We start from the raw sequence: 12,193 nt of genomic DNA, 5'->3' as shown, positions 1-12,193 counted from the left end.
GCCCGGTGATTTCGATACCGCATTTATCCCACATACGTTTGGTATCTGTAAAGGGAACGCCGGTTGATCCGGATCCCAGCCGGCCGGGATTGATACCCAGGATCAGTTGCCGCGGTTGTTTATCATCATAAAACTTTTTGTAGAACTGTTTCATGATATCCATAATACCGGGGCCTTCCCGGAAAGGGTTCATCACACGGATGCCGGCAGGCAGTTTGCCCGGGAAATGCAGTTGGCCGTTGAATGAAATGATCTGGTCTGCGATAGTCATTCCGCAAGTTAAGCCATTTGCTGATGCCTGGTAATTTTTTCCAGGATATCTTCTTCGCGGTAAGGCTTCATGATGTAGTCATTTAAGCCGGAGCGGAGGTACAGTTCAATGTCATCATCCATCACATTACCGGTAATGGCAATAATGGTTACGGCCGCTTTTTTCGGGTCGGGCAGCGCCCGTATCATGTTGGTGAGCATAAGCCCATCAATGCCGGGAAGGTCAATATCTGTCAGAATAAAGTCGAAAGCTTCCCGTTCGTATGCTTTCAGGGCTTCTTCTGCCGAAGAAACAATCAGATAGGAAGCCTGCATTCTGTCCAGCATCAGGGCCAGTAACTTTTGGTTGAGGATACTGTCTTCCACCACCAGTAAACGGATGCCGGCGGGAATAGTTGCGTTTGTAGATGTATTGCTCACGGGGACAATGATTTTTTTGGTGGCAGGAGATGAGCTCATCAGCCTGTACCTGATTTCAAAATAAAAAGTGGTGCCTTTTCCTGGAAGGCTTTCCACATGAATCTTTCCGTTGTGCAGATCGATGATTTTTTTAGAAATATGCAACCCCAACCCGCTTCCTTTGTGATAATGGTTATTTCCCTGGGAGAAAGCATTGAACACTAAAGGTAGTTCTTTATGTGAAATACCAACACCCGTATCTTTTACGCTTACCTGTAATAAGTTGTTGTCACGTATATGTGCGGTAACGGTAATACTGCCTTTTTCCGTAAACTTGATAGCATTGGCTACCAGGTTGATCAGTACCTGTTTCAACCGGAATGCGTCGCCCACTACAATTAATGTGCTGGGAAAATAAATATTTACTTCCAGCGGCAATGATTTCATTTCTGCCTGTACCGCCAGCGTTTTACATACTTCTTCAATGGCAATGCGGGGAGAGAATTTTTCTTCTCTCAATACCGGTTCTGCGGATTCCATCCGCGTGTAGTCAAGCACGTTATTTACCACCTGTAACAGCATTTCTGCAGAATGTCGTATAGCCGGCACCGTTTCAGGATTTTTATCGCGTTCCAGCAGGTGCGCATATCCCAGCAGGGACTGTACCGGCGTGCGTATTTCATGGCTGATGGTGGCGGCAAAATCGCTTTTCTGCTGTGCATACTTTTCGGCTTCTTGCTTTGCCCTTAGTAGTGCCAGGTCGTAGCGGTATAACCGGATGATGCCATATATAATGATACCCGCCAGTAACAGGATGAGAGGGATTTCCCAGTAATTGTGCTTATCCAGCCGGTAGAGGGAATGATCAATATCCTGGCCCAGCCGTAACCGTCTTTTATCAGATTCTTCAACTATGTGCTGCTTCAGGTCGGCTATAAGGTGAAGCAGTTCAGAAAACAGCCGTTCATTGGCAATCACCAGGGCGTATTCTTTCTGTTTCAGGTTATTGTGGCTATCGGTGGCGTCCCTGATAAATTTATTATAGGCAGCCTGTATTTTCGCGAGCTGATCTTTAGAGAAAGCTTTACCGTCTGTGTTGGTATCGTATTGCACAATTTTTACCTGCTGGCTGGTTTGCTGTACCTGCGACTTATTACTGATCGCATCTTTAATACGGCCCAGCAATTTCTTACGGCCTTTGGTAGTGGCGGTTTCCGTGGTAATAATTGTATCAGCTTTCGGGGCCGGCGCCGGCATTTTAATATTACCCAGCTGTTGCAGCGGGAGCGGTGCGCTGGCAGTATCCCATACCTGCGATAGCTGCAGTAACGAGTCTACGTATAGCCGTGTCTGTAAGAACAGCTGTGATTTCCGCACTTTGTCGGCCAGCAGGGCCTCTACCTGTTTTTCATTTCCCGTGGAACTCATGGCGCTGTCCAGATGCGCGGTTATGTTACTCAACTGGTCAACATAAGTATTCAGGTATTTACGGTCGTATGTAAGCGTATATACGCGGAAGTTATTGTCTGCCGCATACAGTAATTGCACTGCCTGGTCAATATGACCTGCATCTGTTTTAGTGGCAACAAGGTCTTTAACAACTATGCCTAACTGCGTTGACTCTTTTTTTCTTAGAGAGATGATCATAAAAAAGGTCATCAGAACAATCACCATTATCGTTAACACGGCATAACGTACAAAGGTTTTTTTTTCGTGGGTTGTATACATTGTTACTATAGATTGGGACGTTGGCCTGGTGGCTAAACCGGTGCGAAAATAGTCATTTTATGTTCCGTAACTAATAGATAATCAATGAAAAACAAAAAGAATAGATATGTAATTTCTGCTGAATCTTCTATGTATGATCTTATTTAATACATTATATTTTTTTACTTATTAAAAGTTTCATATAGTGCCAGGCTTCAAGGTGTAAATTTTGGAATATAAAATAACCATTATGTTTCACTTGAAAAGATGAAGTTCTCTTTTCCTTTTGTATTATTGTTATTGTAACATTTTTATTGGCTGATATACCAGGTCGATAGATTTGTTTTCCTTTGTATTATTGTTGCCGTAATACCTGCTTTGATGCATTATCTGAAAAACTGTTTTCTAACGGGCCTGCTGCTCCTGGTATTGTGGCCATGCACTTTTGGTCAGCCTGCCTCTCCTGACCTGCACTACAAATTTCATAAAGGAACCAGTGCGTTGCAGGACAGGATCTTTTACCTGTTTACCCTGATGGAGCAGGTACCGGGCCTGTCGCGGCTCCTGGGCAACGACAGTGCGCTCAGCGCGCTTGGAAATGAATACCAGCAGCGTGTAGCCCATCCCGTGAGTAGCGGCGATCTTACCGCTTCGCTGCAATTTTCAGCACGTAGCAGCGCTGAGGTAAACGCTGCCCTCCTCGATTTATTACAGCGGCATCCAAAGGAAGTGGGCCGCCTGTTAAACGAAATGCGTAGCAGCGGGATGTTCCAGTTGTATGCAGATAAAACCGATGCCACATTGCTGAGCCTTGCCTGGAAAGACGCTGCCGATGGAGTGAACTATATCCTCAACGCCTATACGAATGGAAAGGGGCTCCGTTATCCCGTGATCGATTCTGCCACCTATTATGTATGGTCGCCCGCTTACAGGTCGATGATACAACAGGTAATGATACAGGCAGCGGAGAAGAAGGCCGGGCTGTTCTTCCAGCCGTCGCTGGATGTGGCGCTGGCGCTGCTGGAGCTGAACCACCGTGATGAAGCCATACGTTATGAACCTTTATCCGCCACCAACGAAGCTGCTTACAAAATGGTAAAGCAAACGGACTGGCGTAAATATCCTTATACCGCTATGCTTATCCTGGGTGCAAGCCCGGTGGCAACAGAGCCTTTGAGCGAAACCGGTAGAAGCCGCTGCCGTACGGGGGCGGAATTGTACCGTAAAGGAATGGCGCCTTTTATTATTGTATCCGGCGGGCATGTACGGCCTGTAGGAACCCGGTATTCCGAAGCAGTGGAAATGAGGAAATACCTGGTAAACGAATTAAAGATCCCTGCGGCTGCGGTAATGGTGGACCCCTATGCCCGTCATACCACCACCAACGTGCGCAATGCCATAAGGATCATGTGGCAAAGCGGTATCCCGGTTGATAAAAGGATGATGTGCGTTTCCGATATCATGCATGTGGCGTATGTTAACAGCCCGATGTTTACCAAACGCTGTACAACGGAACTGGGATATATGCCTGCGGCAGATGTTAAACAAACGGACCTTTACTTTTTGTCGTTCCTGCCCGATCTCCGTTCCCTGCAGGTAAACGTTTTTGATCCGCTGGATCCCTGAGATAAAATATTCCGTTCACTCATTCGTCTATTTATAAACACACATCCTTTATTTTATGTCTGATTCTTCTATCCAGCCCTTATATACCATTCTTGGCGCCGGCGGCATTATTGCCAATGAACTGGCCGCTGAACTGGTAAAGCATCAAAAGCGGGTGCGCCTCGTAAGCCGTTCCCCTAAATCCATTGAAGGGATTACCGACCTGGTACCGGCAGATATCACCGATGCCGCTCAAACAAAAAAAGCGGTAAAAGGCAGTACCGTAGTGTTCCTCACTGCCGGACTTAAATATGATATCAAAGTATGGGCAGACGCCTGGCCAAAGATCATGACCAATGTAATTGACGCATGTAAAGAGGCCGGCGCGAAACTCATTTTCTTCGATAATGTATATATGTACGGGTTAGTAAACGGTCCCATGAAAGAAGACGCCCCGTATCATCCTTCCAGTAAGAAAGGCGCCGTTCGTGCAGCCATTGCCACGCAGTTGCTCAATGAAGTAAAGGCCGGTAACCTCACCGCTACTATTGCCAGGGCTGCCGATTTTTACGGTCCCGGCGCCGATAAAACCGGGTTTCTTAACCTGCTGGTCATCGATAAGTTCAAAAAGAACAGCAGCGCTATGTGGCTGGGAAAAGACGATCAGCCGCATAGTTATACCTTTACACCGGATGCTGCCAAAGGCTTGTACCTGTTGTCGCAGGACGATACTTCCTGGAACCAGGTATGGCACCTGCCTACCGCCAGGCCTGCGCCGGACGGAAAGGCGTATATACAACTCATTGCTTCGCAAATGAACGCAAAACCGAAGTATATGAAGCTGGGAAGCTTTATGCTCACTTTATCCGGGTTGTTTGATACCACCATCCGCGAAATAAAGGAAATGCTATACCAGAATAATCACCCTTATATTTTCGACTCTTCAAAATTTGAACAGCATTTCAACGTGAAACCTACTTCCTATGAAGAAGGGATCCGGCAGACAGTAGCGAAATCTAAATAGTCTACTAATTTTGTAGGAAAATAAATTTGGAAGTTATTTTTTCTGTCTTATCTTTGCACCAGTTCTTTAAATAGCTTATCAAGAAAGGAGGAGGGACATGGCCCGACGATACCTTAGCAACCATCACTGTGCAAACAGTGAAAGGTGCTGCATCCATCCCGGTTTACGGACCAGGAAAGATAAGTCAGATCAATAGTTTTACTGTATATTATTGTTTCAAATAATTAGAAAACTCATCTGGCTCCAGGTGAGTTTTTTTTATGCCCCCACCTTCCTGATAAGCTCATTCAACGAACCTGTTTAATCAATTTTCATCAAACTAAAAACCAAACAAACGATGAGCACAATCACAGAACTGATCCATTCTATTCCCGTAGATCCGCAAACAGGCGCTATTGCCGTGCCTATTTACCAAACCTCTACTTTTATCCAGGAGGCGCCTGGTGTAAATAAAGGATACGACTACGCGCGGTCAAATAATCCTACCCGTGAAACCGCAGAGAAGATCATTGCAAAACTGGAGGGAGGCGCTACTGCATCTGCTTTTTCCAGCGGCCTGGCAGCTATTGATGCGGTAATTAAACTGCTGAAATCAGGCGATGAAATTGTAGCCGTAGATGATATTTACGGCGGCGCTTTCCGCTTGTTCAACAAAGTATATGAGAAGTTTGGCATTAAAGTGAACTATGTGGATACTTCAGATACACAGGCCGTGTTTAATGCCATCACGCCCGCTACACGCCTGATATGGCTGGAAACTCCTACCAATCCTACACTGAAGATCTCAGATATTGCTGCCATTGGCCGCATTGCAAAAGCGCATAACTGTTTGTTCTGTGTAGACAATACTTTCGCTTCCCCCGTATTGCAAAAGCCATTGCAACTGGGCGCCGACCTGGTGATTCACAGCGCCACAAAATACCTGGGCGGCCATAGCGATCTTATTGCCGGTGTAGTGGTATCTAAAACACTGCAACTGGGAGAGGAGATTAAATTTTACCAGAATGCCTGCGGCGCCATACTTTCGCCATTCGACAGCTTCCTGCTGATACGCGGTATTGAAACATTGCACCTGCGTATTAAACAGCATGGTATTAATGCGCAGGCGCTGGCGGAGTACCTGGAAAAACATCCCGCAGTAGATAAAGTATTTTACCCCGGCTTGCCATCGCATCCCGGTCATGAGCTGGCAAAGCAGCAGAGCAAAGGGTTTGGTGGTATTATTTCTTTTACACTAAAGGATGATACTGCGGAAGCAGCAACTGCCTTTGTAATAGCTACCCACTATTTTAAACTGGCGGAAAGTCTTGGCGGCATTAAAAGCTTGCTATGTCACCCTGCGGCCATGACGCATAAATCCATTCCTGCTGAAAAGAGAAGAGCAGCAGGTGTAAGCGATAGCCTGATCCGCTTATCGGTAGGACTGGAAGAAACATCCGACCTGCTGGCCGACCTGGAGCAGGCGTTTACGAAACTGCCATCGCCCGCTTTCGCAGAAAACGGGTTGTAAGCATAGCAGCCACATTATCCCCGGTGGCATTGAGGATAGTGGCCAGCGGATCTACCAGGGTGCCTATGATCATCAGCGGCGGAAGCGCTTCTACCGGGAAGCCATAAACGCTCATCACCAGCAGTTCGCCTATGTAGCCGCCATTGGGAATACCGCCTTCCACAATACTTGCGATAACGGTAACGCCCAGTGCCATGAGGATAACGGCAACGCTGTCGAATCCCCTGCCGAACATAGCAAATACCACAGCCATTTTTATGATGGAAGAAATGCTGGAGCCGTCTTTATGCAACGTAGCCCCCAGCGGCACTACTACATTGCCAATGTCGTGCGGAACGCCCATTTTTTCTACCGCCCGGAGATTGGCCGGGATCGTGGCAATGCTGCTGCCGGTACCAACAGCAGTGAGCGTAGGAACAATGTTATGTTTCCAGAAGATCTTTATACCGGGTATACCACCGGCAATAAATGCATACGCGCTGAAGCCAGCAACAAAATATACAATGCCAAAGCCATAGTAGATACCAAGGGAGTGCGCGTAGGTGCCGAACAGTTGCGGGCCTACAGTGCCTACCTGGTAAGCGAAGTAAGCGCCCAAACCAACAGGGCCCGCTTTCATAATGAGGGTTAATATATCCTTCATCACCTCGTTGCCGGAGCGCAGGAACTGCCGGAAGGCAGCGCCCTTTTCACCGGTACGCATGGCGGCAAAACCAACCATCCCGGAGAAAATAAGAAAGGGCAACATATTTTTGCGCGACAACAATTCATAAAATTCATTCACAGTAAGAAGCCGCACCACCTGCTCGCCCCAGTTGCCAGGTTGTTCCAGGTTCACTTCTTTTGAAAGCGTTACCTGCTGGTGAATGGGAAATACCCATACGGCCACAATGGTAAGAAAGGCAGAGACCAGGACAGTGCCGAGGAACACCAGCGACATTACACCAAGAATGCGGCCCAGCTTATGCCCCGCTTCAATGTTGGCAATAGCATCTGAAATAGCAAAAAATACCAGTGGTATGATAGCAGTAAAAAGAAGGTTCAGAAAAACATCCCCCAGGGGTTTGATAACGGCGATACGCTCACCAAATATAAGCCCGGCTATACTGCCGGCTATAATACCAGCCAGTAGCCAGAACATACTGCTGTACGTTTTGAGGAATCCCATGCCCGAAGTTTATAATTTACAAGATAACCAAATGTATCTGTCCGGTGAACAATCCGACACGAATATTGTTTATGGTGATAGCAAACCAATATATTTATCATGAAAAGCTGGCTGCTATGTTTGTTGCTGCCCCTGTTCGCTTTGCAGGAACGGACTTACACCATCGGAGAGGTGATGCGCAATGCCCGGCAACTGCACAACGACAGCACCATTGTTAAGGTGACCGGTTATGTGACAAAGAAGCTCCGCGGTAACAACTATCTTTTTGAAGACCGGACCGCCGAAATCCAGGTGGACATAGACCCGAAGTTCCTCCCGGAAAAGCCTTTCACCGACAGGGATGAAGTGACCATTAAAGCCCTGGTGGAATACGAGATCAATAAGCCCATTACTTTAAAGGTAAGCCGGCAGGTGAACAACGACTAACGTCCGTGGCTATATGATTTTATGCACAAACATAAAGATGCTTCTCATACTTGCCAGGATCACAATTACCGCCACTGCCACCATAATAGTTTTAGCAGAAATTTTATTGGATACTTTCGCAGCAATAGGCGAAGCAATAGCGCTGCCTATAACGAGGCCGAGTACTGCATCCCAGTGTACATGATACAGTACGGTTACAAAGGTGAGTGAACTGAGCATGGCTATAAAAAAACGGGTAGCCTTTACCGTGCCCAGGGAAAAACGGGGATGCCTGCCTCCTGCAATGAGGGACGACAGTACGATAGAACCCCAGCCACCGCCGCCAATGGCGTCTATAAACCCGCCGCCAAAGCCCAGCAGGCCTATTCTTGTGATCTTTTTATCTACCTGTTTCTTACGCTGCGCGTTAATAGCGCGCATCAGGATCACGGAGCCGAGGATCAGGGTATAGAGCGATACCACCGGTTTGGTATATTGTGCGTAATGTTCCAGCGACGATAACAGGTAAGCGCCTATCACTGCCCCGGCAATGCCGGGTAATATCAGCATCCTGAATAGTTTCTTATTTACGTTGCCCATCCGCATATGCATCCAGCCGGCAATACCGCAGCTGAGGATTTCGGAAATATGCACCGCCGTACTGGCAGAGGCAGGCGGAATGCCCATCGACAGGGAAAAAGTGGTGGAGGTAATGCCGTATGACATACCAATGGCGCCGTCGATCATGGCAAAAATAAAACCGGCTACCAGGAAATAATAGAAAGTAGGAGGTACGTCTTCCACATAAGTGCGGAAATCAGGCGACTGCCACCATGCCACACCAAGGATCACCCCCAGTATGAGGATGCCAGCTATACCGTAAATCCAGCGCTGTTTTCTAAAGTTGGCGCTTTCCGGTGCATTGCCGTTTACCGGCAGCGTTGCAGCATCGGGTTCGCCTGTGGTCGTAGCTGCAGATGCAGCAAGGGTAGTAAGTTCTTTCTCCATTTTATTATAATGTGCCAGCCTTAATTCTCCACAAAATACATAAACTCTATGAAATTAGTAGACTGTATAGAAAAAATTGCAAAAAGGGGAGAGAAAACCTGCTTTATATCTTCCTGAATTTTAATTTATAATTTGTAATTCCTTAAAATACCCGGACGTATAAAAATTGATTTACCTATATTTGGGGTTGCGAACCAATTTAACAACTACATGCTTTGGCAACTCTTCTGGACAATTATATTAGTGTTATTAAACGGATTTTTTGTTGCGGCAGAATTTGCCATTGTTAAAGTACGTTCTTCCCAGATAAACAGTAAAGGCGGCGCTGCAGGTAAAAGAGCCACCGGCGCGGCTAAAAGCATCCTGGGCAACCTGGATGGCTACCTGGCAGCCACACAGCTGGGCATCACCCTGGCTTCGCTGGGCCTGGGCTGGGTAGGCGAATCGGTAATGACAGCTATCGTACTGCAGGTGATGGAACGCCTGGGCATTTCCATTTCACTCGCCGCCACCCACGTAATTGCCGTAGCCATTGCCTTCACCATTATCACCATCCTGCACATCGTTTTCGGGGAACTGGCGCCTAAATCAATGGCGATCCGTAAACCGCTGCCTACCACGCTGGTGGTGGCTATCCCGCTGCGGATCCTTTTCGTCATCTTCCGCCCTTTTATATGGTTGCTCAATGGCCTGGCTAACAGCATCCTGCGTCTTATGGGCATCAAACCGGCAGGCGAGTCGGAAATCCACTCGGAAGAAGAACTGAAACTGATCATTTCTGAAAGCCAGGAAGGCGGCGCCATCGAGGAAACCGAACGGGAACTGATCCAGAACGTGTTTATGTTCGACGACAGCCGTGTAAGGGAAATCCTTACCCACCGCAAGGATATTTCATCTCTTGATATCAATCTTCCCCTGGAACAGCTGATAGACCAGGTGATCAAAGACGGTTACTCCCGCTATCCCGTATCCAGCGGCTCGCTCGACGAGCTGAAAGGCGTGGTATATACCAAAGATGTGGTAAAAGGTATGCATGAAAAAACGCTTCATAATATAAAAGACATTATGAAGCCGGTATTTTATGTACCCGACAGCATGAAAATAAAAGACCTGTTGCGCACCTTCCAGGGCCAGCGTCTGCAAATGGCAGTGGTGACCAACGAATTTGGCGATACGGAAGGTATTGTTACCATGGAAGATATCCTGGAAGAACTGGTGGGAGATATACAGGATGAACATGATCATGAAGCCCCGATAGTAGAGCAGAAAGACGATAATTTTATTGTGAACGCACATGAATACATCGCGGATATCAATGAATTATTACCCCACCCGTTGCCGGAAAGTGAACATTATGAAACCCTTTCCGGTTTAATTAACTATATCCACGGGAACATTCCCCGGGAAGGAGAGGTGATTATGATCGATGATTACGAAGTACTGATCCTGAAGATGTTCCGCAGTTCCGTGGAAAAAGCCCGGTTAAGGCTGATCCGATAAATGGTTTTTTATGGAGAAGAAGATCCTGCACGTGCTTGAAGGACGTGAAAAACATATTACAGAAACCGAAGTAGTACGGCAGTCGCTGCCCACTATGCAGTTCCGTTTTGCCAGCCCGTTTATCGTGGTGCATCATATGCCGCCAAAATACTTTGCGCCCGGATCGCCGGAAGAAAGGCTGCATCCGCACCCGCACCGCGGGTTTGCACCGGTTACCTTTATGTTGCAGGGCCAGGGCTATCACCGCGATAATGCTGGTAACGCTATGACCGTTACTGCCGGCGATGTGCAATGGATGTTTGCAGGAAAAGGCATCCTGCACAGCGAAGGCCCTTCGGAACAATTTCTGAAAGAAGGCGGCAACTACGAACTATTGCAGCTCTGGTTTAATGTACCGGCGGCGCATAAGGGAGAAGCTCCCTGGTACCAGTATATCAAAGGCGCAGAAATGCCCCCGGTGGCAGGAAAAGAAGGCGTACACCTCTCCCTTATTGGGGGCGACTATGAGAACAAAACCGGGCCGCTGAAGAACTTTACACCCATTACGGCTATCTGGGGACAAGTGGAAGCAAACCGCGAAGTAACGCTTACGGCTACACGCGGATACTGGACGCTGTTGTATGTAGTGGATGGAAAAATAAAAGTGAACGGAACAGAAGTACCAGGCTATCACCTGGTGGTATTTGATAAAGACGATGAACAGCCCGATGTGCATATCACCGCACTTGAAAATACCCGCCTCTTATATCTTTGCGCTGAACCCATCAATGAACCGGTAGCCGCGAAAGATAATTTTGTGATGAATACCGCTGAAGAAACAGAGCAGGCCATACAGGATTATAAGAACGGTTTATTTGGTACGCTGGAGCAATAAAAAAGAGGGGAAATTTCCCCTCTGTTAAAATTACCTGAATAAGGTGTCTCTCTTCTGTGGCCAGGATGTATCTCCTTTCCTGTCTTTTTTCTTCTTATGTTTCATTACGGTATCCATTGGCTTTGGTGGAAAGGTGTCCTGTGCAAATACTTCAATCTGATCAATACGGGCTGGTGTTACCGGCGCAGCCTGTGCCTTGTCAGGAGTACCCCTGAAGAAAACCAGGAGGGTAAGAAGGCCCATGAGCCCGATGGTAGCTGGTAGGTTTTTCATAAAAAATAAGTTTTATGTTCAGGAGATAATAAGCAGATATCATGCGCTGTTTTCTGCGGCTGGGCATTGCCCGGCATAAGGCATTGACATTATTTCAGTTATCCCCCGTCTGCCTTCCTCTCACAGCAAATTACTGTGGATATTGTACGCCAAAAAGTGGAACAGCAGACACGTTATTTTCCGCTATATGCCCACAGGCAGCCGGAAGGAGAGAGGCACTGCTTTTGTGGCCCTTAGATATTCTTCACCAAAAATTTATCTTATGAAAGGCACCAGAAATGAAAATACCCGGCAAAGTAAACAACAATCATTCTCCAATTTGCCACGCCCCGAAATCAGGGATAACCTCGACAGCAGGAAGAATGAAGAACAGGACGATAAAGGCGATGATACCACTCATAACAGCAAGAGCACAAAAGCCAGTAAACATAAAAAGCATTGATAAACCCC

The 12,193-nt window shown here is 47.2% G+C and carries 11 protein-coding genes, 1 pseudogene and 1 riboswitch; of the genes and pseudogenes, 7 read left to right on the top strand and 5 right to left on the bottom strand.

The features are described from left to right. Together VN105_RS24930 and VN105_RS24925 are read right to left on the bottom strand one after the other, a co-directional pair. Positions 1 to 271 (bottom strand): annotated as a pseudogene (locus VN105_RS24930) (DUF4918 domain-containing protein); the annotation flags it as partial. 8 nt (positions 272 to 279) lie between these two features. Further along, entirely contained in the window at positions 280 to 2,397 is a 2,118-nt protein-coding gene (locus tag VN105_RS24925; protein ID WP_325645349.1) for an ATP-binding protein, read from the bottom strand. 360 nt (positions 2,398 to 2,757) lie between these two features. On the opposite strand from VN105_RS24925, the gene VN105_RS24920 reads away from it, so the two are divergent. The 3 genes from VN105_RS24920 (at position 2,758) to VN105_RS24910 (ending at position 6,515) form a co-directional block, all read left to right on the top strand. Then, positions 2,758 to 4,002 (top strand): YdcF family protein, encoded by a 1,245-nt coding sequence (locus VN105_RS24920; RefSeq protein WP_325645347.1) that lies wholly within the window; start codon positions 2,758 to 2,760, stop codon positions 4,000 to 4,002. 55 nt (positions 4,003 to 4,057) lie between these two features. After that, positions 4,058 to 5,005, top strand: a complete 948-nt coding sequence (locus VN105_RS24915) for an NAD-dependent epimerase/dehydratase family protein (RefSeq protein WP_325645345.1) — start codon at positions 4,058 to 4,060, stop codon at positions 5,003 to 5,005. A 72-nt stretch (positions 5,006 to 5,077) separates the two neighbouring features. Next, positions 5,078 to 5,191, top strand: a riboswitch (SAM riboswitch). Between the two features lie 151 nt (positions 5,192 to 5,342). Beyond that, positions 5,343 to 6,515, top strand: coding sequence for a PLP-dependent aspartate aminotransferase family protein (locus VN105_RS24910; RefSeq protein ID WP_325645343.1), 1,173 nt, complete (start codon positions 5,343 to 5,345; stop codon positions 6,513 to 6,515). Here VN105_RS24910 and VN105_RS24905 read toward each other — a convergent pair. Next, positions 6,472 to 7,683, bottom strand: coding sequence for a dicarboxylate/amino acid:cation symporter (locus VN105_RS24905; protein WP_325645341.1), 1,212 nt, complete (start codon positions 7,681 to 7,683; stop codon positions 6,472 to 6,474). The two genes, VN105_RS24910 and VN105_RS24905, sit on opposite strands and share 44 nt — an antisense overlap. A 99-nt stretch (positions 7,684 to 7,782) precedes the next feature. Between VN105_RS24905 and VN105_RS24900 the strand changes: the two genes are divergently transcribed. After that, positions 7,783 to 8,109: a NirD/YgiW/YdeI family stress tolerance protein gene (locus VN105_RS24900; RefSeq protein ID WP_325645339.1), complete on the top strand. Its 327-nt coding sequence runs from the start codon at positions 7,783 to 7,785 to the stop codon at positions 8,107 to 8,109. Between the two features lie 9 nt (positions 8,110 to 8,118). Here the strand turns inward: VN105_RS24900 and VN105_RS24895 are convergent, their stop codons facing one another. Then, entirely contained in the window at positions 8,119 to 9,096 is a 978-nt protein-coding gene (locus VN105_RS24895) for a sulfite exporter TauE/SafE family protein (protein ID WP_325645337.1), read from the bottom strand. Between the two features lie 210 nt (positions 9,097 to 9,306). On the opposite strand from VN105_RS24895, the gene VN105_RS24890 reads away from it, so the two are divergent. Then, complete coding sequence (locus VN105_RS24890; protein WP_325645335.1) at positions 9,307 to 10,596, top strand: hemolysin family protein; 1,290 nt, start codon at positions 9,307 to 9,309, stop codon at positions 10,594 to 10,596. A gap of 10 nt (positions 10,597 to 10,606) precedes the next feature. Continuing rightward, on the top strand, positions 10,607 to 11,470 hold the full coding sequence (locus VN105_RS24885; RefSeq protein ID WP_325645333.1) for a pirin family protein: 864 nt from the start codon (positions 10,607 to 10,609) through the stop codon (positions 11,468 to 11,470). A 30-nt stretch (positions 11,471 to 11,500) separates the two neighbouring features. Here VN105_RS24885 and VN105_RS24880 read toward each other — a convergent pair whose 3' ends face one another. Continuing rightward, positions 11,501 to 11,743 carry a hypothetical protein gene (locus tag VN105_RS24880; protein WP_325645331.1) on the bottom strand — a complete coding sequence of 81 codons (243 nt, stop codon included), beginning with the start codon at positions 11,741 to 11,743 and terminating at the stop codon, positions 11,501 to 11,503. Between the two features lie 262 nt (positions 11,744 to 12,005). On the opposite strand from VN105_RS24880, the gene VN105_RS24875 reads away from it, so the two are divergent. Then, positions 12,006 to 12,185 (top strand): hypothetical protein, encoded by a 180-nt coding sequence (locus tag VN105_RS24875; protein ID WP_325645329.1) that lies wholly within the window; start codon positions 12,006 to 12,008, stop codon positions 12,183 to 12,185. The last annotated feature ends 8 nt before the right edge of the window (positions 12,186 to 12,193 follow it).

The organism is Chitinophaga sp., from assembly GCF_035564935.1.
Lineage (GTDB): Bacteria > Bacteroidota > Bacteroidia > Chitinophagales > Chitinophagaceae > Chitinophaga.
Note: the sequence above shows the minus strand (reverse complement) of the source record. Positions and strands in the feature narration are given on the sequence as shown.

Excerpts from the sequence above, each read along its gene's own strand:
- VN105_RS24915 (WP_325645345.1), top strand. The coding sequence starts at position 4,058 with ATGTCTGATTCTTCTATCCAGCCCTTATATACCATTCTTGGCGCCGGC.
- VN105_RS24885 (WP_325645333.1), top strand. The coding sequence starts at position 10,607 with ATGGAGAAGAAGATCCTGCACGTGCTTGAAGGACGTGAAAAACATATT.
- VN105_RS24900 (WP_325645339.1), top strand. The coding sequence starts at position 7,783 with ATGAAAAGCTGGCTGCTATGTTTGTTGCTGCCCCTGTTCGCTTTGCAG.
- VN105_RS24875 (WP_325645329.1), top strand. The coding sequence starts at position 12,006 with ATGAAAGGCACCAGAAATGAAAATACCCGGCAAAGTAAACAACAATCA.
- VN105_RS24890 (WP_325645335.1), top strand. The coding sequence starts at position 9,307 with ATGCTTTGGCAACTCTTCTGGACAATTATATTAGTGTTATTAAACGGA.
- VN105_RS24905 (WP_325645341.1), bottom strand. The coding sequence starts at position 7,683 with ATGGGATTCCTCAAAACGTACAGCAGTATGTTCTGGCTACTGGCTGGT.
- VN105_RS24880 (WP_325645331.1), bottom strand. The coding sequence starts at position 11,743 with ATGAAAAACCTACCAGCTACCATCGGGCTCATGGGCCTTCTTACCCTC.
- VN105_RS24925 (WP_325645349.1), bottom strand. The coding sequence starts at position 2,397 with ATGTATACAACCCACGAAAAAAAAACCTTTGTACGTTATGCCGTGTTA.
- VN105_RS24895 (WP_325645337.1), bottom strand. The coding sequence starts at position 9,096 with ATGGAGAAAGAACTTACTACCCTTGCTGCATCTGCAGCTACGACCACA.
- VN105_RS24920 (WP_325645347.1), top strand. The coding sequence starts at position 2,758 with ATGCATTATCTGAAAAACTGTTTTCTAACGGGCCTGCTGCTCCTGGTA.
- VN105_RS24910 (WP_325645343.1), top strand. The coding sequence starts at position 5,343 with ATGAGCACAATCACAGAACTGATCCATTCTATTCCCGTAGATCCGCAA.